The sequence below is a fragment of the Geobacillus thermodenitrificans subsp. thermodenitrificans DSM 465 genome (assembly GCF_000496575.1).
GTDB classification, from domain to species: Bacteria; Bacillota; Bacilli; order Bacillales; family Anoxybacillaceae; genus Geobacillus; species Geobacillus thermodenitrificans.
Window position 1 is genome coordinate 382,302 of the sequence record NZ_AYKT01000001.1, and the last position, 22,779, is coordinate 405,080.

Consider the following 22,779-nt stretch of genomic DNA (forward strand, 5'->3'; position numbering starts at 1 on the left):
GCCGCTTCTTAGAGTAACAAAATTCGACAACGAATACAAATGATCCAAATTTTTGACGCATATCATTTTGTGCCATGATTTTTTATCGTGTAAAATAAAATACTTGTAGTTTACTAAAAAAGGAGGTTATTTGCATGAACAGCCGTCTGTCGGTCATGGTCAGCATCGTGCTGGCGATGCTCGTCGCATCGATGGATACGACGATCATGAACACGACCATGCCGATCATCGCTAAGGAACTGGAGGGATTTTCCCTTTATGCGTGGACGTTTGCGTCGTACATGATTACGACAACCGTTCTGTCGCCGATTGCCGGTCGCCTGTCGGACTTATTCGGCCGCAAAAAAGTTTTCAGCTTTGGCATTATTTTATTTTTAATCGGTTCGCTTCTTTGCGGATTGTCGCAAAACATGGTGCAGCTCGTTTTGTTCCGCGCCTTGCAAGGGGTGGGGGCGGGATTTATGATGCCGTTTCCTGCGATTATTGCCGGTGATTTGTTCCCCGTAGAAAAGCGCGGAAAAATCCAAGCATTTTTTACTGCCATGTGGGGTCTTTCCGCTGTTTTAGCGCCGCTTTTGGGCTCGCTGTTTGTCGAGTATGCGACATGGCGCTGGATTTTTTATGTCAACATTCCGATTTGTGTGCTCTCGCTTTTAACGTTGCTTCCGTATAAAGAAGTGTATGAACCGAAGAGAGCGGCGATTGACTATGTGGGTGCAGCGCTGTTTGCGACGGCGATCAGCCTGCTTTTGCTCGTCACGGTCGTTGAACAGGGTCAATGGTGGTATGGTGCGGCTGGGGTGTTGTTGCTTGTCATCTTTTATTATTTCGAAAAACGGCAGCCATCGCCGCTCGTCCCGTTGTCGCTTGTTCATCACCGGACGCTCAAATGGATGAACATTAACGGGTTTGTCAGCTGCGTCGCCTTGTTTGGGACGTCAAGCTACATTCCGCTCTTTTTGCAAAATGTTGCCCACTTGTCGGTGTTTATGAGCGGGGTCGCTTTGCTCGGCTCGTCTGTCGGCTGGATGATCGCCGCTGTGCCGGCGGGGAAATGGATTTTGCGCTATGGTTACCGTTCTCTTCTCATCATCGGTAACGTGCTACTTGTCGCTTCCGGCCTTTTTCTCGCCTTACTCAACGAGAGCCATGGGTTTTGGTATGTCTTTTTCATCATGTTCTTACAAGGGCTGTCGTTTGGCTTGACATCGACCGTTGGCGTCATTGGCTCGCAACAGCTTGCGGATGCTCATGAAAAGGGGATTGCGACTTCCTTTTTTATGTTTTGCCGCAATATCGGCACAGCGATTGGCGTCACGGTGATGGGAGCGTTTTTGGCGCAGGCGTCGACATTTATGGCCGGTATTCGTCACCTGTTTTTATTTGGCTTAATCGGCAGCATCATCGCCATGATTACCTCACTTTTTATTCGTGATGAAACGGAAGCCGACCGGAACAACCAGCAGTCAGAAGGGATGGCATAAAGTCGGGCGGCATGCCACCGCATGGCCGCCAAAAAAACGGTTAAACATTGGCGGCCATCATCCGATACTATAAGTGGAACGACCGATTTCTTTTAAAAACGGGGGATGTATTAATGAAGATGACGGTTCGCAAAAAATTGTTGGCTGGCTTCGGTCTCGTCTACGTGTTAATCGCACTGCTGGTCGGTTTTGCCTGTTATGAGATGTCGACGCTTGACCGTACATACACAGACGTCATCGATAATCGGATGCCAAAACTTGTTGATGCGAAACAGCTCGAAGTGCTCATCCGCCGCCAAGTCGGCAGCATGCGCGGCTATTTGTTGAGCGGCGATGAGACCGAGCGGGAGAATTTTGAAAAGGCACATGAGGAGTATAAAAAAACAAGTGAAACGCTCGATGCTTCGCTAACACAAGAGAAAACGAAACAGTTGCTTGCCGAGCTCGATTTGCTTGAGCAACAGTTTTACGAGCTCTCCCAAAGAGCGTTTGAGTTAAAGGAGCAAAACAAACCGGAGCAATATAATGCGCTTGTCATAACAACAGGGCGCGATATAACGGCTCAATTTGATGTGAAAATGAACGAATTTGTCGCCCTGCAGCAACGAGAATTAGATCGGGCAAGCCATAACGCGAGCGCCTCAGCCGAACGTGTTCTTCGGCTTGTTCTTATCGTCAGTGTGTTGGCGGTGGCGGCTGGAGCGATCGTCAGCTACTACATCAGTCGTTCGCTTTCTCTCCCGTTGCTTGCGCTGTCAGAAGCGGCGAAGCGGATTGCTGCCGGCGACTTGACCGAGACGAAAACCGGCGTGCGCAACCGTGATGAAATCGGCGAGCTTGCCGCTTCGTTTGAACAAATGGCGAAAAATTTGCGCGGCGTGTTGCATGAAGTGGCGCAAAACGCCGAACAAGTCGCCGCTTCCTCGGAAGAGCTAGCGGCGAGCGCCGAACAGACGAGCAAGGCGACTGAGCAAATCGCCATGACGATCCAAGGTGTTGCTTCCGGTGTGGACAAACAAATGCAAAGCGTCGAAGAAACGTCCGCCGCTGTCAACACCATGTCTGAACAAATCGGGCAAATCTCCGAGCGGGCGCAAAGCGTAGCGGCCATCGCTGCCGAAACATCAAAACAGGCAGCGGATGGTGGGCAAACGATCGAGGCGAGCGTCGCACAAATGAACAAGGTGAACGGCACGGTTGAACAGCTGGCCGAAGTGATTAAAGGGCTTGGCCGCCGTTCCGAGCAAATCGGCTCGATTATTGAGGCGATCCGCAATATTGCGGCGCAGACGAACTTGCTCGCTTTAAACGCTGCCATTGAGGCTGCACGTGCCGGCGAGCACGGACGCGGCTTTGCGGTCGTCGCCGATGAGGTGCGGAAGCTGGCTGAGCAATCGGCCGAATCAGCGCGGCAAATCGCTGAATTGATCGCTGCCATTCAAGAAGAAACGGCTCACGCCGTCCAATCGATGGAGTCAGTCGTCAACGAAGTGACAGCCGGAACGGGAGTCATCCGCACTTCGGGCGAAACGTTCAGCCAGATCCGTGCTGCCGTTGACGAAGTGGCCAAGCAAATTCGCGACGTATCCGCTTCGGTTAGCGAGATGGCTGCCTCCTCGGAACAAATTGTGCGTTCCGTTCAGCTTGTCGCTGATGTCGCAGAATCGACATCCGCCGGCACGCAGGAAGTATCGGCGGCGACCGAAGAGCAGCTGGCGTCAATGGAAGAAATTTCGGCTTCTGCCGCATCGCTATCGAAAATGGCTGATGATTTGCAGGCGATTGTTAGAAAATTTTCGCTCTGATGAGGAACGCCTTTTACGGCGTTCATTTTTTTTTTTGGACAGTTCAGGGGGGTGAAAGGAAAGAACGGCGATTTTTCGTGTTGCTATGTATAAAACGGAGGGGGGATGGCGAAAACGTAGGAAAGAAATTGTTTCATGTGTTGCCGTTTTTATGTATAATGGTGTTTGATACGAGTTCAGCAACAGAAAGCAGTGGCACACCATGACAGAAAAAATTGTTGTCATTGTCGGACCGACAGCAGTCGGCAAAACGAAGCTCGGCATTGCATTGGCGAAGAAGCTAGGCGGGGAGATCATCAGCGGCGACTCGATGCAAATTTATAAAGGGATGGACATTGGCACCGCGAAAGTCAAGCCCGATGAAATGGAAGGAGTTCCACACCATTTGCTTGACATTAAAGAGCCGTGCGAACCGTTTTCCGTCGTCGAATTTCAGCGGCTCGCCCGCGCGCTCATCACCGATATTTCCGCCCGCGGCCGACTGCCGATCATCGTCGGCGGCACTGGGCTGTACATTCAAGCTGCCATTTACGATTACCGATTTTCCGACGCCCCTTCCGATGAAGCATACCGTCGGGCGCTTAGGCAGTTGGCGGCTGAACAAGGAGCCGAGGCACTTCACGAGCAGCTTAAGGCGGTCGACCCGGAAAGCGCGGCGCGCATTCATCCGAACAATGTCCGCCGTGTCATTCGTGCGCTCGAAGTGTACCATTGCACGGGGAAACCGTTCAGTGAATGGCAGCGCGGACAGCAACGGCAACTGTTATACGAAACGGCCCTCATCGGGCTGACAGCGGAGCGGAGCGTGCTTTACCGACGCATTAATGAACGGGTTGATGAGATGATCGCTGAAGGGCTGATTGAAGAGGTAAGGTCGCTATACGATCGCGGCCTGCGTGATTGTCAGGCAGTGCAGGCGATCGGCTACAAAGAGCTGTACGACTATTTTGATGGCCGCGTCTCCCTCGACGAAGCGATCGAGCAGCTGAAGCAAAATTCGCGCCGCTACGCGAAGCGGCAGCTGACGTGGTTTCGCAACCAAATGCCGGTAGAATGGTTTGACATGACGGATCCCGAAAAGTTTGCCGTCAAGGTGGAGGAAATTTTTCGCTACATAGCAGGAAAGCTTCGACTTGAAGCGAATATATAACCATATCCTTAGAGAGAAAAGAGGAGGACGTTCCATGAAAAATACGATCAACATTCAAGACCAGTTTTTAAACCAGTTGCGCAAAGAAGGTATCCAAGTAACGGTGTTCTTATTGAACGGCTTCCAGCTGCGCGGATACATTAAAGGATTTGATAACTTCACCGTGTTGCTTGAAGTGCAAGGAAAACAGCAGCTCATCTACAAACATGCCATTTCGACGTTTGCGCCGGAACGGAACATCCAGTTTGAAACCGAGCAATGATGCCGCTGGTACATAAGCCGCGACAAAAAAGACGCCTCCTTTGGGGCGTCTTTTTCCGTATTTCTCGACTTGCACCGCCCTCTCTCCTGCTTTTTTGCCCCGACTCGCGTCGCTTTTTCATTTCCGATGCGTAAACGACCGCTGATCTGAATAAAAATATACAAACTTTCCCTTGCTACAATTGACCGACCGGCTGATCGTTTGGGTGATTGTCACGGATTGGCGGCGGCGTACGTATACTAATAAAGAAAAGGCGAGGCGTCGACAGCCAGGTCGGAATGGGTGCGGATGGCAGAAAACGGGAAGCGAGGTGACGCCCCTTGTCAGAATTGACGATGAACAAAGCGAAAGGGCAAATTAATATTGTGTTGAATTCGAAAACAGTGAATCATTTAGTGAAAGAAGAGCGAAACGACTGGCTTGATGGGGAAGAGCATCAGGCGCTTCGCAATATTCAAAAAGAACTAGACCAATTGATCGGGCTTGATCATGTCAAAAAAATCGTCAAGGAAATTTACGCCTGGCTGTACATTAGCCGGAGGCGCAAAGAAAACGGCTTAAAAGCAAACCGTCAAGCGCTCCATATGATTTTCAAAGGAAATCCCGGAACGGGAAAAACGACAGTGGCGCGTCTGCTTGGCAAACTGTTTTTTGAGATGAACGTGCTGTCGAAAGGACATTTCATTGAGGCCGAGCGGGCTGATTTAGTAGGGGAATATATTGGGCATACAGCAAACAAAACGCGCGACTTGATCAAAAAAGCGCGCGGTGGCGTTTTGTTTATCGATGAAGCGTATTCGCTCGCCCGCGGCGGTGAAAAAGATTTCGGTAAAGAGGCGATTGATACCCTCGTCAAAGGGATGGAAGACTACTGTGATGACTTGGTCGTCATTTTAGCCGGCTATCCGAGGGAAATGGATTATTTTTTGTCATTAAATCCCGGCTTGCCGTCGCGTTTTCCGTTGACGATTGAGTTTCCGGATTATACGGTCGAGGAGCTTGTGCAAATCGCCAAGCAAATGTTGCGTGAGCGCGAATATGAAATGACGCCAGAGGCGGAGCGGAAGCTGTACGTCCATTTAGAGGGGACGCTCGAGGCAGCAGGTCGGATGAAGTTCAGCAATGGTCGCTACGTCCGCAATTTAATTGAGAAAGCGATTCGCAAGCAGGCGGTTCGTCTTCTTCATGAAGGACGCTACGACAAAAAAGAGCTGATGACGATCCGCGATCGAGATTTAGTCATTTACTCTTAAAAAGAAAGGGAGATCTCCCTTTCTTTTTTTGGCTGCAAAAGAGGAATGTCGTTAAAAAGGGCGAATACATAAACAACGAGGGCTAATGTACTAATTAATCTGAATTATCTGTCTAGTGAACCTGCCTGCCCTATGTCCATTTGGAAAAAGGGGGAAAGGCGCTTGTACGTAACGATTGGGGACATGTTTTCCCAGACGGTAAGGAAATTTCCGATGCGCGAGGCGGTCGTAGAGGTGGCGACCGGACGCCGTTACACGTACGCAGAATGGGAGGTGGAAGTGAACCGATGGGCGAACGCCTTTCTTGAAGCCGGCGTCCGCAAAGGAGATCGCGTCTCGACAGTGCTATACAACACGCTCGAGCTCGCCACCGCCTTGTTTGCCTGCGCAAAAATTGGCGCGGTGTTCAACCCGATCAATTTTCGGTTGAAAGCGGAGGAAATCGCCTATATTTTGATGGACGCCGAACCGAAAATCGTCATATTTGAGCGGTCGGTCGAGCCGCAGCTTGCCGCAATCAGCAGCCGTTTTCCGCACGTGTCATTTTGGTCGATCGATGGCGATCCGCCGCCGTTTGCCAAAAACGCCTATGAGCAGGTAGTTCAGGCTACGGATGAAGCGCCGCACGTTCATGTGGAAGAAAGCGACCTTTACGCCATTATGTACACAAGCGGCACAACCGGGCGGCCAAAAGGGGTGATGCACCGGCATCGTGACATGATCGAACAAAGTGTCGTTTGCCAAGGCGTGATGCGCATCCGGGAAACGGACCGCGGGTTGGCGGCAGCGCCGCTGTTCCATTGTGCCGAGCTGCATTGTTGCTTGCTGCCGCGCGTGCATGCCGGAGCAGCGAGTGTCATTTTGCATCATTTTGACGCCAAGCTCGTTCTCGAAACAATCGAACGCGAACGAATTACCCTCATGTTCGGCGCCCCAACAATGTGGAATATGATATTGCAGGAGAATGTAAGCGGTTACGACATCTCTTCGCTCCGCCTCGGATTGTACGGCGCCGCTCCGATGGCTCCGGCGCTTGTAAGGCAATGTCAAGAGCGGCTCGGCATCGGGCTCATTCAAGCGTACGGTATGACGGAAATGGGGCCGGCAGTCACGTTTTTGTTGGAAGACGAGCAGCTGAAAAAAGCCGGTTCTGCTGGCCGTGCTTGCGTGAATCATGAAATTCGCGTCGTCCGCGCGCGGGAAGACGGACCGTCCGACCCGGACGATGTGCTGCCGCCAGGTGAAGTCGGTGAGATCGTCATGCGCGGGCCGTGCATGATGGCGGGGTACTACAAGCGCGAAGAGGCGACGGAAAAGGCATTGTACAAAGGTTGGTACCATTCTGGCGACCTCGGCTACGTTGACGAAGACGGCTACTTGTACGTCGCTGACCGGGTTGATGATATGATCATCAGCGGTGGAGAAAACGTCTATCCGCGCGAGGTGGAGGATGTGCTGTATGAGCATCCCGGCGTGCTTGACGTTGCCGTGCTCGGTGAGCCGGATGAGCTGTGGGGGGAAAAAGTCGTCGCCTTTGTTGTCAAAAAAGACGCTCTCCTCACTGCTGACGAACTTGAGCAGTTTTGCAAAACGAGCGATCGTCTCGCTCCGTACAAGCGGCCGCGCGCCTATTATTTCATCGACGCCCTGCCGCGCAACGCGAGCGGCAAAATTCAAAAGTTTTTGCTGCGCGAGCGGCTGAAACAGCAGGCGGCGGGCGGGACAAACAAGCAGTGACAGAACGGAAAAGAGGGATACATGGTGACAGCCCGCTATTTGCGAGAAGAGCACCACATCTTCCGCGAGGCATTCCGCAAGTTTTTGGAGAAAGAGGCATATCCGTATTATGACGAATGGGAACAACGCGGCATCATTCCGCGGTCGTTTTGGGCGAAAATGGGAGAAAACGGTTTTCTTTGCCCATGGGTGGATGAGAAGTATGGGGGGTTAAACGCCGATTTTGCCTATTCGGTCGTCATCAATGAAGAGTTGGAAAAAGTCGGTTCAAGCCTTGTCGGCATTGGACTGCATAACGATATTGTGACACCGTATATCGCGTCGTATGGAACCGAAGAGCAAAAGCAAAAATGGCTGCCGAAATGCATAAGCGGCGAGCTCATTACAGCGATCGCCATGACTGAGCCGGGAGCTGGGTCGGATTTAGCGAACATTTCGACAACGGCGGTCAAAGACGGTGACTACTACATCGTCAACGGGCAAAAAACGTTTATTACAAACGGCATTCATGCCGATTTGATCGTCGTCGCTTGCAAAACTGATCCGCACGCAAAACCGCCGCACCGCGGCATTAGTCTGTTGGTCGTTGAACGTGACACGCCGGGGTTTACGCGCGGGCGGAAGCTCGAGAAAGTCGGGCTGCACGCCCAAGATACGGCGGAGCTGTTTTTCCAAGATGCGAAAGTGCCGAAAGAAAACTTGCTTGGGGAGGAAGGAAAAGGGTTTTACTATTTGATGGAAAAGCTCCAGCAGGAGCGGCTCGTGGTCGCCATCGCCGCTCAAACGGCGGCCGAAGTGATGTTTTCGTTGGTGAAGCACTATGTAAAGCAGCGGTCAGCGTTCGGCAGGCGGGTGAGCGAGTTTCAAACCGTTCAGTTCCGCCTTGCCGAAATGGCGACTGACATCGCCATCGGGCGCACGTTTGTCGATCGTGTCATCGAGGAGCATATGGCCGGAAAACAAATTGTGACGGAAGTATCGATGGCGAAATGGTGGATCACGGAGATGGCGAAACGTGTCGCGGCTGAAGCCATGCAGCTCCACGGCGGCTACGGCTATATGGAAGAATACGAGATCGCTCGGCGCTATCGCGATATTCCAGTGAGCGCCATTTACGCCGGAACGAACGAGATGATGAAAACGATCATCGCCCGGCAGCTAGACTTATAGAAAAGAGGGACACACCATGCTGAATGGCGTTGTTGTGCTTGACTTTTCTCATTACTTGCCCGGCCCGTTTGCGAGCTGGCGTCTTGCCCAGCTTGGAGCCGAAGTCATTAAGATCGAGCCCCCATCTGGTGACCGGCTGCGTCCGTTCGCTGGTGGGAAGTTGTTTGCCTCGTACAATACCGGCAAAAAAAGCGTCGCCTTGGACTTAAAGACGGACGGGGGGGCGCGAACAAGCTAGGCGTCTCGCCGCTCGTGCCGATGTGTTGATCGAGAGCTTCCGTCCCGGAGTGATGGCGCGGCTCGGGCTTGGTTATAACGACATTTGCCGCATAAACGAGCGCATCATCTACTGTTCGATCAGCGGTTTCGGTCAACAGAGTGATCGCTCGTTGCTTGGAAGCCATGACGTAAATTATATGGCGCTTTCGGGAGTACTTGCGCAGTTGGTGGATAAAAGTGGCCGCCCGGTTCATCCAAAAGTGACGTTCGCTGATTTTATTGGTGGCATGGCGGCGGCCGAGCGCATTTTAGCTGCACTGTTTGCCCGCGAGCGAACCGGCAAAGGCGCACATTTGGATGTCTCGCTTGTCGACGGCTTAACAGCAATGATGGCCGGCCATTTTGCCATCGAGCATGGCGGAGGGCCAAAAAACGGCCTTATGGAGCTTGCCGGGGAGGTCGTCTGTTACCAGTTATACGAGACAAAAGATGGCCGCTATATGAGCTTGGCCGCGCTTGAGCCGCACTTTTGGCGCCAGTTTTGTGAAGCGGTTGGCCGCCCGGAGTGGACCGAAGCGCAGTGGGCGCCGGCTCGTCCGGGAGAGGCGGTATATGACGGGCTGGTCGCTTTGTTTCGCGAAAAAACGTTTTCTGAATGGAGCGCCTTTGCTGAAACGGTTGACGCTTGCCTCGCCCCAGTGCTCGAAACGGATGAAGCGAAGCAGCTGTTTGCCGACGACCGGCTTCGTCATCTTGTTCGGCTGCAGCCAGATGGCGTGTGGGCGGCCGCGCATGGGCCGGATGGGCAGTGGGGCGGCGGAGTGTCGCCACAAGTGAACGAACACGCATATTTATTGGTGGGGGAGGAATGACCATGATGAAAACACCGTTAAACATTTCGATGATGCTTGAGCGGGCGGAAATGTTTTTTCCGAAAAAGCAAGTCGTCTCCCGCATGAAAGGCGGCATCGTCCGCCATACATATAAGGAGATTGGCGAGCGGACGCGCAGACTCTCAAGCGTGTTGAAGCGGCTTGGGGTGGAAGTTGGCGACCGCGTTGGCACGTTTGCTTGGAACCATCACCGCCATTTGGAAGCATATTTTGCTATTCCAGGCATCGGAGCGGTGCTTCATACGATCAATATCCGCCTCTCCGCGCAGCATATCGCTTATATCATCAACCATGCCGACGACCGCGTCTTATTGATTGACGACGATTTGCTGCCGGTCATTGAAGCGGTGAAAGACGAGATTCCAAATGTTCGTGCCTTCATTGTTATGACAGACGCCGACGAACTGCCGGAGACGACGCTGTCGCCGGTGTATCATTATGAGAAACTGCTCGCTGAAGGCGATCCGTCGTTCCCATTCTTAAAAGACCTCGATGAATACCAACCGGCTGGTATGTGCTATACGTCGGCGACAACGGGAAATCCAAAAGGGGTCGTCTACACGCATCGGAGCACCGTCTTACACGCGATGGCGTTAGGATTAGCCGATACACAAGGGCTTTGCGAGCGCGATGTCATTATGCCAGTCGTGCCGATGTTTCACGTCAACGCCTGGGGGCTGCCGTTTGCCGCTACGTGGTTCGGTTCGACAATCGTTATGCCGGGGCCGGCGTTTACGCCGAAAGTGCTTGCCGAGCTGATTGAGGCTGAGCGGGTGACAATAACCGCCGGTGTGCCGACAATTTGGCTTGGGCTGCTGCAAGAATTGGAGAAAGGAAGCTATGATGTGACAAGCCTAACGCGCGTCGTTTGCGGCGGTTCGGCCGCGCCAAAAGGAGTGATCCGCGCCTTTGAAGAAAAATACGGCATTCCGTTCATTCACGCCTATGGGATGACGGAAACGAGCCCGCTTGTGCTCGTCTCGCGCCCGAAAAGTTATCAAGACGCATTGCCATATGAAGAGAAACTTGACATCCGCGCCAAGCAAGGGTTGCTTGCTCCAGGGCTGGAGATGAAAGTCATCGGCCAAAATGGACCGGTTCGTTGGGACGGCCAAGAAATGGGCGAACTTTGCTTGCGTGGGCCGTGGATTGCCGCTGAATATTATAACGACGAGCGGACGAAAGAGGCGTTTCGTGACGGCTGGCTCCATACCGGCGACGTCGTCACCGTTGACGAAGAAGGGTTCGTCAAAATCGTCGACCGGACGAAAGATGTTATTAAAAGCGGCGGCGAATGGATTTCTTCCGTTGATTTGGAAAATGCGCTCATGGCCCATGAGGCGGTGTTTGAAGCCGCGGTCGTCGCCGTTCCGCATCCAAAATGGCAGGAGCGCCCGATCGCCTGCGTTGTGTTGAAAGAAGGAAAGAGTGTCACGAAAGAAGAGCTGTACGACTTTTTGCGCCCGCAGTTTACGAAATGGTGGCTGCCGGATGACATCGTCTTTCTTGACGAAATTCCAAAAACGAGCGTTGGCAAGTTTTTGAAGAGGAAACTACGCGATGAGATGGCGGCGCGCTATGCCGATGCGGCAACAGAATAAAGGGGGAGACGTTATGGCTGAAACGATCGCAGTGATCGGATCTGGGGTGATGGGAAGCGGCATCGCGCAAACAGCGGCGATGGCGGGAAAAACGGTGTATCTATATGATGTGTCCGAAGCGGCCTTGCAAAACGGGCTCACTTCGGCTGAAAAAAGCTTGCGCCGCTTTGTCCAATCCGGCCGCATGTCCGAACAAGAAGCACAGGCGGCGCGTGGCCGTCTCCGTCCTACGACGGATTTGGCAGAAGCGGTCCGTGAAGCGGACGTTGTCATTGAAGCGGTGCCGGAAAACTTGGCATTGAAAAAAGAGGTGTTTCAAAAGCTTGATGAATTGGCAAAGCCAAGCGCCATTTTGGCGACGAACACATCAGAGTTGAGCGTTACCGCGCTTGCGGCCGCGACCAATCGGCCGGAGAACGTCATCGGTATGCATTGGTTCAATCCAGCACCGGTGATGAAGCTAATTGAAATTGTTAAAGGTGAAACGACGGCTGACGAAACGGTCGACGCCATCCGCCGCCTGTCCACAGAGCTTGGCAAAGAGACGGTTGTTGTCAAAGACCGTCAAGGATTTGTGACGACGCGGGCGATCGCCGCCCACATGATTGAATGCATCCGCATGTACGAAGAAGGAATCGCTTCTGCCGAGGATATCGATAAAGCGGTGCGGCTCGGTCTCAATTACCCGATGGGGCCGTTGGAGCTCGCCGACATGGTCGGGCTTGATACGCTCTTGTTTGTGAGTGAAAACATGACCGAGGCGTACGGCGACCGCTTCCGGGCACCGCAGCTGCTGCGCAAGCTCGTCGAAGCCGGACATTTAGGACGGAAGACCGGGAAAGGCTTTTATACGTATTGACACCCATTCGTCGCCTTGAAGGGCGGCGTTTAACGAAAGGGATAGTTGTTGTGAGGCGGATAACGGGAAAAGGAGCAATGACGAAGCGAAGCAGAAGGAGGAAATGGCATCATGCGTGAAGCGGTGATTGTTGAAGCCGTCAGAACACCGGTCGGTAAACGGAACGGCGTTTTTCGCGACGTTCATCCGGTCCATTTGGCCGCTACGGTGCTTGATGAAGTCGTGCGTCGGGCCGGCATTGAAAAAGGGCAGGTGGAAGATATCGTCATGGGCTGCGTGACGCCAATCGCCGAACAAGGATACAACATCGGCCGGCTTGCGGCGTTGGAGGCTGGATTTCCGATCGAAGTGCCAGCCGTGCAAATCAATCGAATGTGCGGCTCAGGACAGCAGGCGATCCATTTTGCTGCACAGGAAATCCGTTCAGGCGATATGGATGTCACCATTGCTGCAGGAGTCGAAAGTATGACGAAAGTTCCGATTTTAAGCGATGGCAACGAGCGGACCATTCCGCCGTCGCTTCATGAAAAGTACGAATTCATCCATCAAGGCGTCTCGGCGGAGCGAATCGCCAAAAAGTACGGCTTAACGCGCGAGCAGCTTGACGCTTACGCCTACGAAAGCCATCAGCGCGCTTTGGCCGCCTTGCGTGAAGGGAAGTTTCGCGCCGAAATCGTTCCGGTCAAAGGGCTGGACCGCGATGGTCGTGAAATCCTTGTCACCGATGACGAAGGGCCTCGTCCCGATACATCGCCGGAAGCGCTCGCCACGCTTAAGCCGGTGTTTCAAGAAGACGGCGTCATTACCGCCGGCAATGCGAGTCAAATGAGCGATGGGGCGGCCGCCATTTTGCTGATGGAGCAAGAGGTGGCGCGCCGATTCGGACTGAAACCGAGAGCGCGAATTATCGCGCAAACGGTCGTCGGCTCTGACCCGACGTATATGCTGGATGGTGTCATCCCCGCGACAAGGCAAGTGCTGAAAAAAGCCGGGCTCACGATCGAGGACATCGATCTCATTGAAATTAACGAAGCGTTCGCCCCAGTTGTGCTCGCCTGGCAAAAAGAAATCGGTGCTCCGCTGGAGAAAGTGAATGTCAACGGCGGCGCCATCGCACTCGGCCATCCGCTCGGCGCAACCGGCGTGAAGCTGATGACATCGCTCGTTCATGAGCTCGAACGGAGGAAGGGGCGCTACGGGCTGCTGACGATTTGCATCGGCCACGGCATGGCGACAGCAACAATCATCGAGCGTGAGTAAGGCGTGACAATACACATTGAGCTCGCACCATCAGCAGCGGGAGCGGCCAACAAGCCGCCAAGCCCGCTGCTTTTTTGCTTATGAAAAACCGTAGGACGGAGGGCGGGGATGTGATAAGATGAAGAAAAGCAGATAAAAAGGGGGGCGCTGCGCAAGATGAAGCAGCCCGTTCTTGCTTCCGTCTATTTGTCACTCGCTGCCAGCATTTGGGGCGGGATGTATGTCGTGAGCAAATACGTGTTGGACTACATCTCGCCGTTTACGCTCGTCTGGCTGCGTTATGCCATTGCCTTGGTTGTGCTTGTCGCGATTGTTGCGGCAAAACGGGAGCCCCTCCCAAAACATGGGCGCGACTGGGGGATGGTAATCGCAATCGGTGTCATCGGTTATATCGTTTCCATTTCGCTGCAATTTGTTGGCACGAAATGGTCGAATGCCCATACTGCTTCCCTCATTACCGCTTCAACACCGGCGTTTGTCGTTTTATTTGCCCGTTGGCTTCTTGGCGAAGCGCTCACATGGCGGAAACTTGCCGCATTGTTGTTGGCGACAGCGGGGGTCATCGTCATCGTCGGCCTTGGGGACGGTGGGGAGTCGACATTTGCCGGAAATATGGCGTTAGTTGGCGCAGCGGTCACTTGGGCGCTGTTGTCGGTGCTGGTGAAAATGGCCTCGGCTCGCTTATCCGTCCTTTCCATCACGACATTCGCCATCTTGGTGGCGTTTATCGGCATGACGCCGATGCTGATGGTGGAAAGTCCAGAGCTGACCGCTGTTCACTGGAATGCACTCGTCGTGTTGGGCGTGTTGTACCTTGGCATCGTGTCAACAGCAGGCGCGTTTTTCTTGTGGAACAAAGGGTTGGAAATGATCGACGCCGGCATCGGCTCGCTCTTTTTCTTTTTCCAACCACTCGTCGGTTCGCTCTTTGGCTGGCTGTTTTTGCATGAGCAGCTTGACGTTAGCTTTTGGATAGGCGGGGTGCTGATTGTTGCTGGGGTCGTAGTGGCCGTGCGAAGCGAGCAAAGCGCGTAAGAAGGAATACGAAACAAAAAGCGAAGCGCCTGCGTTGGGCGTCTTCGCCTTCATGCTTACGATTTTGCTTGTCGAACGGAATGGTTTTTGATGGTCATTGCTCCGAGTGCCGCGCATACGAGGGCGCATCCGGACAAAACGATCGCTAGCCATGTTCCGCCCGCTGTCGTCGCATCCATGAAAGGAAGCGCAAGCCCAGGAAGCGTTGCACTGAAGACAAACAACACATAGGCAAATGTGCGTTGATTCAAATAAGATGCAGCGAGAATAAGCAAATAGACGGTGCAAACGATGAGCAAACTTGGAAAAACAGGGCGGAATTTGGCGGCATATACGAAATAGTCAAGCTGAGAAATGTCGTGCTCATGAACTACTGGGCCGGCGAGCCAGTGTGAAAATGGCGTTGAGTATTTCCATTCCCAAGGATCGTCGAGAATCGCGCTTCCTTCATACCAAGATACTAAAGCAGAAAAGAACCAAATCATCGCAACGACGCCGAATTGGATGAGTCGATACATATCGATGGTCTCCTCCTTTTCATATAAGCCATTTTGCTTCCATGCGCCTTTATTACGATGAACGCGCAGGGAGAAGACATGTGTCCGATTCGCCGAAATAATCATCCCTGCTGGATGTCCTAGAAACGATCGGATTGTGTCAAGATGGATGGGAGAACGATGAACCGACATCCAACAAGCGCTCTTGGAAGATCGTGCTTATGTGAAAGTCGAATGCACCGATGCCATTCGTCGGGCAAAGCCAGCCCGTTGTCATAAAGAAAAAGTTGCTTGTTGCTTGGAGTTATGCGGAGGTGTCCCAAAAGGCGCGGGACACCTTTTCTTGTTACCGCATGCAACACAATCAAGAAAGAACAGATGTTGTGTTTTGTTGAAAAAACATGACCGTTTCGGATCCGCCTTTTCTTTGGGCGTTGGTATGATTTTACGAGAATCGTATATCGTCATCACTAAGTGAAGGGGATGTTCGAATAAGGATTACAAAAATTGAAAAATGGAAGACAATATTGAAAGAACGGTCATGTTTTCAATCACTCTCCTCCAACCGCTCGGCGCGGCAGTTTCCAGCCATATGTGTACGACAAAATACGAAGGGCGGCGACGACAGTAAACAGTACATACAGTTCCACTGGCGACTCTGTCCATTTCAACCCGATAGCGAGACCGGCTAAAATCGCCCAGACGGCGTAGATTTCCGAGCGCAACACAAGCGGCTTTCTTCCCGCCAACACATCGCGGATGATGCCGCCGCCGCTACCGGTCAACACAGCGGCGACGATGACTGCGCTTAACGGATGTCCCATGTTCACGGCATACAGTGCTCCTTGAATGGAAAATGCTGACAGGCCGAGAGCATCAAAAAAGTTGCCCCATCGCTTCCACGGCGGGAGCATTTGTTTTGGGAACAAATACACAACAGTCATCGAAGCTAAGGCGACAAGAAAAAGCGGACCTTGTTGCCATAACGCGGATACAGGAATCCCGATCAACAAATTGCGCACTGCCCCTCCGCCAAAGGCGGTGACGATCCCTAAAATGTACACCCCAAGCAAATCGTACTCTTCTTCCATCGCAACGATCGCCCCGCTGATGGCAAAGGCAATGGTTCCGATGATGCTTAACACTTCCCACGTCATTCTCGCTGTTCCTTTCCATGCTGTTTTCCTGTATCATTGTAGGGGCAAAAACGGCGGGAAATCAATCATTTTTTGAACGAACTGGCAGGGTGGCAGCTGGATTTGGTATGATGAGAGCAGAGAAAAAGGACCGTTAGAAAGGAAGGGATGTCATGGGCCGAGAACAAGCGATCGTCGTCGGCTGTCAACTCGCCGGTGTTGATGACGAACGGTTCCGCTATTCAATGGAGGAGCTCGCTTCACTCGTTGCGACAGCGAGCGGCGAAGTGGTGGCGGAACTTGTGCAAAAACGCGAATCGCCGCATCCGGCAACGTATATCGGCAAAGGGAAAACAGAAGAGCTTGCCGCCATCGTCAAGCAGCTGGAGCCGGATCTCGTCGTCTTCAACAGCGAGCTGTCGCCAAGCCAAGCCCGCAATTTGACGAACATGCTTGGTGAGGTGAAAGTCATTGACCGGACGCAGCTCATTTTAGATATCTTTGCTCAGCGTGCCCGTTCGAAAGAAGGAAAGCTGCAAGTTGAGCTCGCCCAGCTCGAGTATATGCTGCCGCGCCTTAGCGGCCAAGGGGCGGCGTTATCCCGCCTTGGTGGCGGCATCGGCACGCGCGGCCCGGGGGAGACGAAGCTTGAAACGGATCGCCGTCACATTCGCCGCCGCATCGATGACATTAAAGGCGAGCTGCGGCGCGTCGCCGAGCATCGCGGGCGATATCGGGAGCGTCGGCAAAAAAACCGCGCATTTCAAGTAGCGCTTGTCGGTTATACAAACGCTGGCAAATCGACGCTCTTTAACCGGTTGACCGCTGCCGACTCGTTGGAAGAAAACTTGCTGTTTGCCACGCTCGATCCGCTGACGCGCAAGTGCATTTTGCCGTGCGGGTATACGGTGCTTCTCACCGATACGGTCGGATTTATTCAAGATTTGCCGACGACGCTTGTCGCCGCGTTTCGCTCAACGCTTGAAGAAGTGAAAGAAGCGGATTTACTGCTTCATGTCGTCGACTCGTCGCATCCGGATTACGCCGAACATGAGCGTACCGTATTGCAGCTTTTGGCGGAACTAGGAGCTTCTTCGATTCCGACCGTCACCGTTTACAATAAAAGCGACCGGCAAGCGCCACAATTTCTCCCGACAACAACTGATGCAATCGTGATGAGCGCACTCTCGGCCACCGATGTTGACCGGCTCCGCCGCTTTATCGAAGAAGCGGTGAAACAGCAAATGAGTCGTTACGACGTATCAATTCCGAGCGGAAAAGGAAAATTGCTTGCTCAGTTAAAAACGGACACAATTTTGCAGGAATGGCATTATAATGAACAAGGGGGCACGTACGAGTGCCAAGGGTACGTGCTGCCGACGCACCCGCTATATGGGGAGCTTCAATTATTTCAACGATAGAAAGGGTTTATCTATGTTTTGGACACAGTGGAGATACGGAGAAACAATCGCTGCTCTCATCGAGGAAGTTGAAGCACAAATTGCGCCGATCCACCGCTCCATCGATGAACGTGTCGAGGCGAACCAATATCGCGTGCTCGACAGTTTTCGCCGCCATCAAGTGAGCGACGGCCATTTCATCCCGACGACTGGCTACGGTTATGACGATACAGGGCGCGATACGCTTGATCGCATTTACGCGGATGTATTTGGCGCAGAAGCGGGCCTTGTCCGTCCGCAAATCATTTCTGGCACGCACGCGATCGCCATCGCGCTGTTTGGCGTGCTGCGCCCGGGCGATGAACTGCTTTACATCACCGGGGCTCCGTACGACACGCTTGAAGAGATCGTCGGCGTTCGCGGCAGCGGCGTCGGCTCACTGAAAGAGTTTGGGATTCGTTATCGGAGCGTACCGCTTACGGCGGACGGAGCGGTTGATTTTCCAGCGGTGCGTGAAGCGATGAACGAACGGACGAAAATGATTGGCATTCAGCGCTCGCGCGGCTACGCGACACGTCCATCGTTTACGGTCGACGAAATCGCCGAGATGATCGCTTTTGTCAAGGCAATCAAGCCAGATGTCGTCGTGTTTGTCGACAACTGCTATGGCGAGTTTGTCGAGGAGAAAGAGCCATGCCATGTCGGCGCTGATCTCATGGCCGGCTCGCTCATTAAAAACCCAGGAGGGGGACTGGCAAAAACGGGTGGCTATCTTGTCGGAAAGCGGAAGTATGTCGAAGCGTGCGCCTATCGGATGACTTCACCGGGCATCGGCGCCGAAGTCGGCCCGTCGCTGTACAGCCTGCCTGATATGTACCAAGGATTTTTCCTGGCTCCACATGTTGTCGGACAGGCGCTCAAAGGAGCGGTGTTCACCGCCGCAATGCTTGAGCGGGTGGGACTCGAGACATCGCCGGCATGGGACGCCAAGCGCACCGATCTTGTACAGTCAGTTCGTTTTGACGATCCAGAGCAAATGGTTGCTTTTTGTCAAGCCATCCAAGCTTCTTCCCCGGTGAACGCCCATTTTACTCCATACCCGAGCGAGATGCCCGGCTATGAGGACAAAGTCATCATGGCCGCTGGTACGTTCGTGCAAGGAGCGAGCATTGAGTTGACGGCAGACGGGCCACTGCGCCCGCCATATGTCGCATACGTTCAAGGCGGTCTTACGTATTCACACGTGAAAATCGCTGTTTGTTCGGCGGTTCACCGCTTGCTTGAACAGCAGTTGATTTGTTTGTGAGAAAATGTAACATCTCATTGACTCATTTCTTAACATTATGGTAAAATAAAGGTATCAAAAGCGAGGAGGAATTGGCATGAGCAGCCACATTCGTCGTTCCATGCCATTGTTTCCGATTGGGATCGTGATGCAGCTGACGGACTTATCAGCGCGCCAAATCCGCTATTATGAAGAGCACGGCCTCGTTATGCCAGCGCGCACCGAGGGCAACCGGCGGCTGTTTTCGCTCAATGATATCGACCGTTTGCTTGAAATTAAAGATTTAATTGACCAAGGTGTTAACCTTGCCGGCATTAAGCGAATTTTTGCCGCTCAGCAAGAGGGGCACCATGAACCGTCAGAAAAAGTTGGAAAAGCAGAAAAACCGAAGCTGTCGGACGAGGAGTTGCGCGAAATGTTGCGGACGGAGTTGCTGCAGGCCGGACGGTTTCAGCGCGCATCGCTTCGCCAAGGAGATCTCGCTCGCTTCTTTCATTAATGATGGAAAATGATTTCGGAGCCGGGGAGGAGTTTAGATATGGCAAAATATACGCGCGAAGACATTATGCGCATCGTCAAAGAAGAAAACGTCAAGTACATTCGCCTGCAATTCACCGATATTTTGGGTACGATCAAAAACGTCGAAATTCCGATCAGTCAGCTTGAGAAGGCGCTTAACAATAAAATGATGTTTGACGGATCATCGATCGAGGGATTTGTCCGCATCGAAGAATCGGACATGTATTTATACCCTGATTTAGATACATTTGTCATCTTTCCGTGGACCGCGGAAAAAGGGAAAGTCGCCCGCTTTATTTGTGACATTTACAATGCGGATGGCACACCGTTTGAAGGCTGCCCGCGCTACAATTTAAAACGCGTGCTGAAGGAAATGGAAGCGCTCGGCTTTACGGCGTTCAACTTAGGGGCGGAGCCGGAATTTTTCCTCTTTAAGCTCGATGAAAATGGGCGTCCGACGATGGAATTGAATGACCGCGGCGGCTATTTCGATTTGGCGCCGACCGACTTGGGAGAAAACTGCCGGCGCGACATCGTGCTTGAGCTTGAGGAAATGGGGTTTGAAATTGAAGCATCGCACCACGAAGTCGCCCCGGGGCAGCACGAGATCGATTTTAAATATGCCCATGCTATTAAAGCATGCGACGACATTCAAACGTTTAAGCTTGTCGTCAAGACGATCGCTCGCAAACATGGGCTGCACGCGACGTTTATGCCGAAGCCGATTTTCGGCATTAACGGTTCGGGAATGCACTGCAACTTATCGTTGTTCCGCAATAACGAAAACGCCTTTTTTGATCCGAACAGCGATTTGCAGTTGAGCGATACGGCGCGGCAGTTTATCGCCGGTGTGCTGAAACATGCGCCAAACTTTACGGCGGTGACGAACCCGACGGTCAACTCGTATAAGCGGCTTGTTCCAGGCTATGAGGCTCCATGTTATGTTGCTTGGTCGGCGCACAACCGCAGCCCGCTCATCCGTATTCCGTCTTCGCGCGGCATGAGCACCCGCATTGAAGTGCGCAGTGTCGACCCGGCGGCGAACCCGTACTTGGCGATGGCCGTGCTGTTGGCGGCTGGGCTTGACGGTATTCGCAACAAGCTCACTCCTCCGGCGCCGGTTGACCGAAATATTTACGTCATGACAAAAGAAGAACGGCTTGAAGAAGGGATTGTCGATTTGCCGGCGACGCTGATCGAAGCGCTCGACAATTTAAAATCGGATGAGGTGATCATCCAAGCGCTTGGCAAACATTTATTCGAGCATTTCGTCGAAGCGAAAGAAATCGAGTGGGATATGTATCGGACAACGGTCCATCAATGGGAATTGAACCAATATATGGAGCTGTACTAATCATAAAAGCTGCCCCGACAAACGGGGCAGCTTTTGTTATGGAGCACGGCGCTGAACGGACTTTTAGTTGATCAGACGATAGACGCCAATCACTTTACCGAGAATCGTGCAGTCACGGACGATGATCGGTTCGAGATGGACGTTTTCCGGCTGCAGGCGGATATGGTCTTTTTCTTTGAAAAATCGTTTCACCGTTGCTTCGTTTTCCTCCGTCATGGCAACGACGATGTCACCGTTGTTAGCGGACGACTGCTGGCGGACGATCACGTAGTCGCCGTCCAAAATGCCGGCCTCGATCATGCTGTCGCCCATCACTTCAAGCATAAACAGCTGTTCTTCGCCGGCAGCAAGCCGTTTCGGCAGCGGGAAATAGTCCTCAATATTTTCAACGGCGGTGATCGGCTGGCCGGCTGTCACCTTGCCGATCATCGGCACGGAAATGACCTCCTCTTTTTCCCTTTCTTTTGTCAGATCGCTGTCCAAAATTTCAATGGCGCGCGGCTTCGTTGGGTCGCGACGGATGTACCCTTTGCTTTCTAGACGCGCAAGGTGGCCGTGGACGGTTGAACTCGATGCCAAACCGACTGCTTCCCCGATTTCCCTTACCGACGGAGGATAGCCTTTCGTTTTCACTTCTTGCTTGATAAACTCTAAAATTTGTTGCTGCCGTTTGGACAGTTTCGTCATCCTTTTTCACACCCTCTTGCCACATCATTTGTTTTCATTATAGCACGGGCGAAATGGAAAAACAAACATAAGTTCGAGTTTTTATTGACGAGAACAAACGTTCTTGATTATAATGAAAGAAAAGGCGAACACACATTCTAGAAAAAGGGTGGGGGAAATGAAGAAAACGTTGCTGCATTACCTCATTTTTTCGTGTTTGCTCGCACTCGTCTTGGTAGGATTCGTCTACGCCAGCAGCCCGATTGACAAAAAACAATACATGACGGTAACGGTCGCCTCCGGCGATACGCTTTGGGGGCTCGCGAAGCAATACGAGCCGGCGCACGGCTTGTCGCCGGACGAATTTATTCGTTGGGTGGTCGATGTCAATCGTTTGCCGAGCTCGCGCCTCACCGCCGGTGAACAAATCGTCATCCCTGTGTTAAAATCAAAGCAGGACGGCTCATTGGCCGTCAAGCGGTGATAGAAAGAAGGGATGGTCATGAAGGCGGTCATTTACTGCCGTGTCAGCACGGATAAAACGGAGCAGGAAACATCGCTTGCACGGCAGCGCACCGAACTGGAGAAGCTGGCGAAAGAGTGCGGCTTTGACGTCATCAAAGTGATCGCCGAGCAGGCGAGCGGCTACGAAGCCGACCGTGACGGAGTACTCGAGCTGCTTGCGCTTTGTGAAGAAGAGGAGGTCGACGCCTTACTCATTCAAGATGAAACACGACTCGGGCGTGGCCATGCGCGCATGGCAGTGTTGCACTGCTTGAAAAAAAGAGGGGTGAAAATATACAGCGCCAGCCACCATGGAGAGATGCCGCTGTCAGAGGCTGATGAGATGGTGCTGTCGATTATTGCCATTGTCGAGGAGTATCAACGGAAAATACATAATGCGAAGATTAAGCGCGGGATGCAGCGGGCCATCGCCCGCGGTTACCGGCCGGAGCGGAACTTAACGCGCCGTGGGGAAAACGCTGGGCGCGATCGGATTGAGCTTCCAGTCGAAGAGATCGTTCGCCTGCGCGAGCGCGGCTTGACGTTTGCGGACATCGCTGCGACGCTCCGGAGCTTTGGTTACGAGGCGTCCAAAGCGACCGTCCATCGCCGCTATCAAGAGTATATGGATGAACAGCAAGGGCGGCATTGACTGCGTGTTGTCCTTGGCTCTGAAGGTGCGGATCGGCA

22 protein-coding genes are annotated in these 22,779 nt (G+C 52.8%); 19 read left to right on the plus strand and 3 right to left on the minus strand.

Going from position 1 to position 22,779, the window contains the following annotated elements; genetic code table 11:
- Positions 1 to 134 precede the first annotated feature (134 nt).
- The 13 genes from DSM465_RS0101975 (at position 135) to DSM465_RS0102030 (ending at position 14,728) form a co-directional block, all read left to right on the plus strand.
- Positions 135 to 1,484: an MDR family MFS transporter gene (locus DSM465_RS0101975; protein WP_008879549.1), complete on the plus strand. Its 1,350-nt coding sequence runs from the start codon at positions 135 to 137 to the stop codon at positions 1,482 to 1,484.
- Positions 1,485 to 1,597: 113 nt separating this feature from the next.
- The gene (locus tag DSM465_RS0101980; protein WP_008879548.1) at positions 1,598 to 3,289 is read left to right on the plus strand and encodes a methyl-accepting chemotaxis protein; all 1,692 of its coding nucleotides are present in this window, start codon (positions 1,598 to 1,600) and stop codon (positions 3,287 to 3,289) included.
- Between the two features lie 202 nt (positions 3,290 to 3,491).
- Positions 3,492 to 4,439 (plus strand): tRNA (adenosine(37)-N6)-dimethylallyltransferase MiaA, encoded by a 948-nt coding sequence (gene miaA, locus DSM465_RS0101985; protein WP_029760505.1) that lies wholly within the window; start codon positions 3,492 to 3,494, stop codon positions 4,437 to 4,439.
- A gap of 34 nt (positions 4,440 to 4,473) precedes the next feature.
- On the plus strand, positions 4,474 to 4,701 hold the full coding sequence (gene hfq, locus DSM465_RS0101990; protein WP_008879546.1) for an RNA chaperone Hfq: 228 nt from the start codon (positions 4,474 to 4,476) through the stop codon (positions 4,699 to 4,701).
- 320 nt (positions 4,702 to 5,021) lie between these two features.
- A complete protein-coding gene (gene spoVK / locus DSM465_RS0101995; RefSeq protein ID WP_008879545.1) occupies positions 5,022 to 5,954 on the plus strand; it encodes a stage V sporulation protein K in 933 nt (310 codons plus the stop codon).
- 162 nt (positions 5,955 to 6,116) lie between these two features.
- Positions 6,117 to 7,691, plus strand: coding sequence for a fatty acid--CoA ligase (locus DSM465_RS0102000; RefSeq protein ID WP_008879544.1), 1,575 nt, complete (start codon positions 6,117 to 6,119; stop codon positions 7,689 to 7,691).
- Positions 7,692 to 7,712: 21 nt separating this feature from the next.
- Positions 7,713 to 8,861, plus strand: a complete 1,149-nt coding sequence (locus DSM465_RS0102005; RefSeq protein ID WP_008879543.1) for an acyl-CoA dehydrogenase family protein — start codon at positions 7,713 to 7,715, stop codon at positions 8,859 to 8,861.
- 16 nt (positions 8,862 to 8,877) lie between these two features.
- Positions 8,878 to 9,099: a CoA transferase gene (locus tag DSM465_RS20045; RefSeq protein WP_230459237.1), complete on the plus strand. Its 222-nt coding sequence runs from the start codon at positions 8,878 to 8,880 to the stop codon at positions 9,097 to 9,099.
- Between the two features lie 22 nt (positions 9,100 to 9,121).
- On the plus strand, positions 9,122 to 9,952 hold the full coding sequence (locus DSM465_RS18105; protein ID WP_230459236.1) for a CoA transferase: 831 nt from the start codon (positions 9,122 to 9,124) through the stop codon (positions 9,950 to 9,952).
- A 2-nt stretch (positions 9,953 to 9,954) separates the two neighbouring features.
- Positions 9,955 to 11,574 (plus strand): long-chain fatty acid--CoA ligase, encoded by a 1,620-nt coding sequence (locus DSM465_RS0102015; RefSeq protein WP_011887183.1) that lies wholly within the window; start codon positions 9,955 to 9,957, stop codon positions 11,572 to 11,574.
- Positions 11,575 to 11,587: 13 nt separating this feature from the next.
- Positions 11,588 to 12,433 carry a 3-hydroxyacyl-CoA dehydrogenase family protein gene (locus tag DSM465_RS0102020; protein ID WP_011887184.1) on the plus strand — a complete coding sequence of 282 codons (846 nt, stop codon included), beginning with the start codon at positions 11,588 to 11,590 and terminating at the stop codon, positions 12,431 to 12,433.
- 111 nt (positions 12,434 to 12,544) lie between these two features.
- Positions 12,545 to 13,693 carry a thiolase family protein gene (locus DSM465_RS0102025; protein ID WP_008879539.1) on the plus strand — a complete coding sequence of 383 codons (1,149 nt, stop codon included), beginning with the start codon at positions 12,545 to 12,547 and terminating at the stop codon, positions 13,691 to 13,693.
- A gap of 156 nt (positions 13,694 to 13,849) precedes the next feature.
- Complete coding sequence (locus tag DSM465_RS0102030; RefSeq protein ID WP_011887185.1) at positions 13,850 to 14,728, plus strand: DMT family transporter; 879 nt, start codon at positions 13,850 to 13,852, stop codon at positions 14,726 to 14,728.
- 56 nt (positions 14,729 to 14,784) lie between these two features.
- Here the strand turns inward: DSM465_RS0102030 and DSM465_RS0102035 are convergent, their stop codons facing one another.
- Complete coding sequence (locus tag DSM465_RS0102035) at positions 14,785 to 15,246, minus strand: YjdJ family protein (RefSeq protein ID WP_223812832.1); 462 nt, start codon at positions 15,244 to 15,246, stop codon at positions 14,785 to 14,787.
- Between the two features lie 530 nt (positions 15,247 to 15,776).
- Positions 15,777 to 16,382, minus strand: coding sequence for a trimeric intracellular cation channel family protein (locus DSM465_RS0102040; protein ID WP_008879536.1), 606 nt, complete (start codon positions 16,380 to 16,382; stop codon positions 15,777 to 15,779).
- 152 nt (positions 16,383 to 16,534) lie between these two features.
- Here DSM465_RS0102040 and hflX point away from each other — a divergent pair, with 152 nt between their 5' ends.
- The 4 genes from hflX to glnA all read left to right on the plus strand — a co-directional run bounded on the left by hflX (position 16,535) and on the right by glnA (position 20,919).
- Positions 16,535 to 17,782, plus strand: a complete 1,248-nt coding sequence (hflX, locus tag DSM465_RS0102045; RefSeq protein ID WP_008879535.1) for a GTPase HflX — start codon at positions 16,535 to 16,537, stop codon at positions 17,780 to 17,782.
- Positions 17,783 to 17,795: 13 nt separating this feature from the next.
- Entirely contained in the window at positions 17,796 to 19,067 is a 1,272-nt protein-coding gene (locus DSM465_RS0102050) for a methionine gamma-lyase family protein (protein WP_008879534.1), read from the plus strand.
- 76 nt (positions 19,068 to 19,143) lie between these two features.
- Complete coding sequence (locus DSM465_RS0102055) at positions 19,144 to 19,545, plus strand: MerR family transcriptional regulator (RefSeq protein ID WP_008879533.1); 402 nt, start codon at positions 19,144 to 19,146, stop codon at positions 19,543 to 19,545.
- Positions 19,546 to 19,584: 39 nt separating this feature from the next.
- Positions 19,585 to 20,919: a type I glutamate--ammonia ligase gene (gene glnA, locus DSM465_RS0102060; RefSeq protein ID WP_008879532.1), complete on the plus strand. Its 1,335-nt coding sequence runs from the start codon at positions 19,585 to 19,587 to the stop codon at positions 20,917 to 20,919.
- Between the two features lie 63 nt (positions 20,920 to 20,982).
- On the opposite strand, the gene lexA is transcribed toward glnA, so the two are convergent.
- On the minus strand, positions 20,983 to 21,606 hold the full coding sequence (lexA, locus tag DSM465_RS0102065; RefSeq protein WP_008879531.1) for a transcriptional repressor LexA: 624 nt from the start codon (positions 21,604 to 21,606) through the stop codon (positions 20,983 to 20,985).
- A gap of 157 nt (positions 21,607 to 21,763) precedes the next feature.
- On the opposite strand from lexA, the gene yneA reads away from it, so the two are divergent.
- Positions 21,764 to 22,069 (plus strand): cell division suppressor protein YneA, encoded by a 306-nt coding sequence (gene yneA, locus DSM465_RS0102070; RefSeq protein WP_008879530.1) that lies wholly within the window; start codon positions 21,764 to 21,766, stop codon positions 22,067 to 22,069.
- An 18-nt stretch (positions 22,070 to 22,087) separates the two neighbouring features.
- On the plus strand, positions 22,088 to 22,741 hold the full coding sequence (locus tag DSM465_RS0102075; protein ID WP_008879529.1) for a YneB family resolvase-like protein: 654 nt from the start codon (positions 22,088 to 22,090) through the stop codon (positions 22,739 to 22,741).
- The last annotated feature ends 38 nt before the right edge of the window (positions 22,742 to 22,779 follow it).

Coding starts and splice junctions, on each gene's coding strand:
- miaA (WP_029760505.1), top strand. CDS start 3,492: ATGACAGAAAAAATTGTTGTCATTGTCGGACCGACAGCAGTCGGCAAA.
- DSM465_RS0102055 (WP_008879533.1), top strand. CDS start 19,144: ATGAGCAGCCACATTCGTCGTTCCATGCCATTGTTTCCGATTGGGATC.
- glnA (WP_008879532.1), top strand. CDS start 19,585: ATGGCAAAATATACGCGCGAAGACATTATGCGCATCGTCAAAGAAGAA.
- DSM465_RS20045 (WP_230459237.1), top strand. CDS start 8,878: ATGCTGAATGGCGTTGTTGTGCTTGACTTTTCTCATTACTTGCCCGGC.
- DSM465_RS0102035 (WP_223812832.1), bottom strand. CDS start 15,246: ATGTATCGACTCATCCAATTCGGCGTCGTTGCGATGATTTGGTTCTTT.
- DSM465_RS0102030 (WP_011887185.1), top strand. CDS start 13,850: ATGAAGCAGCCCGTTCTTGCTTCCGTCTATTTGTCACTCGCTGCCAGC.
- DSM465_RS0102015 (WP_011887183.1), top strand. CDS start 9,955: ATGATGAAAACACCGTTAAACATTTCGATGATGCTTGAGCGGGCGGAA.
- hflX (WP_008879535.1), top strand. CDS start 16,535: ATGGGCCGAGAACAAGCGATCGTCGTCGGCTGTCAACTCGCCGGTGTT.
- lexA (WP_008879531.1), bottom strand. CDS start 21,606: ATGACGAAACTGTCCAAACGGCAGCAACAAATTTTAGAGTTTATCAAG.
- DSM465_RS0102005 (WP_008879543.1), top strand. CDS start 7,713: ATGGTGACAGCCCGCTATTTGCGAGAAGAGCACCACATCTTCCGCGAG.
- DSM465_RS0101980 (WP_008879548.1), top strand. CDS start 1,598: ATGAAGATGACGGTTCGCAAAAAATTGTTGGCTGGCTTCGGTCTCGTC.
- DSM465_RS0102040 (WP_008879536.1), bottom strand. CDS start 16,382: ATGACGTGGGAAGTGTTAAGCATCATCGGAACCATTGCCTTTGCCATC.
- DSM465_RS0102075 (WP_008879529.1), top strand. CDS start 22,088: ATGAAGGCGGTCATTTACTGCCGTGTCAGCACGGATAAAACGGAGCAG.
- DSM465_RS0102020 (WP_011887184.1), top strand. CDS start 11,588: ATGGCTGAAACGATCGCAGTGATCGGATCTGGGGTGATGGGAAGCGGC.
- DSM465_RS0102050 (WP_008879534.1), top strand. CDS start 17,796: ATGTTTTGGACACAGTGGAGATACGGAGAAACAATCGCTGCTCTCATC.
- yneA (WP_008879530.1), top strand. CDS start 21,764: ATGAAGAAAACGTTGCTGCATTACCTCATTTTTTCGTGTTTGCTCGCA.
- DSM465_RS0101975 (WP_008879549.1), top strand. CDS start 135: ATGAACAGCCGTCTGTCGGTCATGGTCAGCATCGTGCTGGCGATGCTC.
- hfq (WP_008879546.1), top strand. CDS start 4,474: ATGAAAAATACGATCAACATTCAAGACCAGTTTTTAAACCAGTTGCGC.
- DSM465_RS0102025 (WP_008879539.1), top strand. CDS start 12,545: ATGCGTGAAGCGGTGATTGTTGAAGCCGTCAGAACACCGGTCGGTAAA.